The 434-nt window shown below is 70.7% G+C and carries 1 protein-coding gene; it reads left to right on the forward strand.

Features of this window, described 5'->3' with window-relative positions; translation table 11 throughout:
- The first annotated feature begins 152 nt into the window (after window positions 1-152).
- Window positions 153-368 carry a hypothetical protein gene (locus ACE026_RS12655; RefSeq protein WP_346467990.1) on the forward strand — a complete coding sequence of 72 codons (216 nt, stop codon included), beginning with the start codon at window positions 153-155 and terminating at the stop codon, window positions 366-368.
- Window positions 369-434: the final 66 nt, after the last annotated feature.

Raw genomic sequence — 434 nt, forward strand, 5'->3', positions numbered from 1 at the left:
CCATGGATCTCCCCCCCCCCCCCCCCCCCCCCCCCCCCCCACTACCGTTTCATCGGCGTACCCCGGGTTTCGTCGCAAACCCGTTGCAGTGTGCCCGGGCAGGGCGCGATGGTGGTCTCCGGGCGGCAGGGTGCCGCCAACGGAGACCGACGATGAAGACCCTGTTCGCCTTGGGCGTGTGGTGCCTGCTGTTCGTGCTGTGCTGGCCGCTGGCGATCCTGGCCCTGGTGGCGTGGCCGTTCGTGTGGCTGATCAGCCTGCCGTTCCGTCTGGTGGGGATCACCTTCTCGGCCCTGTTCGCCTTCCTGGGCGCGCTGTTGATGCTGCCGGCGCGGGCCCTGGGTGGTGGGCGCACGGCGACGGCCTGAACAACACCGCGATCGGGTAGTGCCGGCCGCTGGCCGGCTGCTCGTTCTGTCGGGGTGACCTGGAGC

This window comes from Stenotrophomonas sp. AGC87, from assembly GCF_057333975.1.

Excerpts from the sequence above, each read along its gene's own strand:
- ACE026_RS12655 (WP_346467990.1), top strand. The coding sequence starts at position 153 with ATGAAGACCCTGTTCGCCTTGGGCGTGTGGTGCCTGCTGTTCGTGCTG.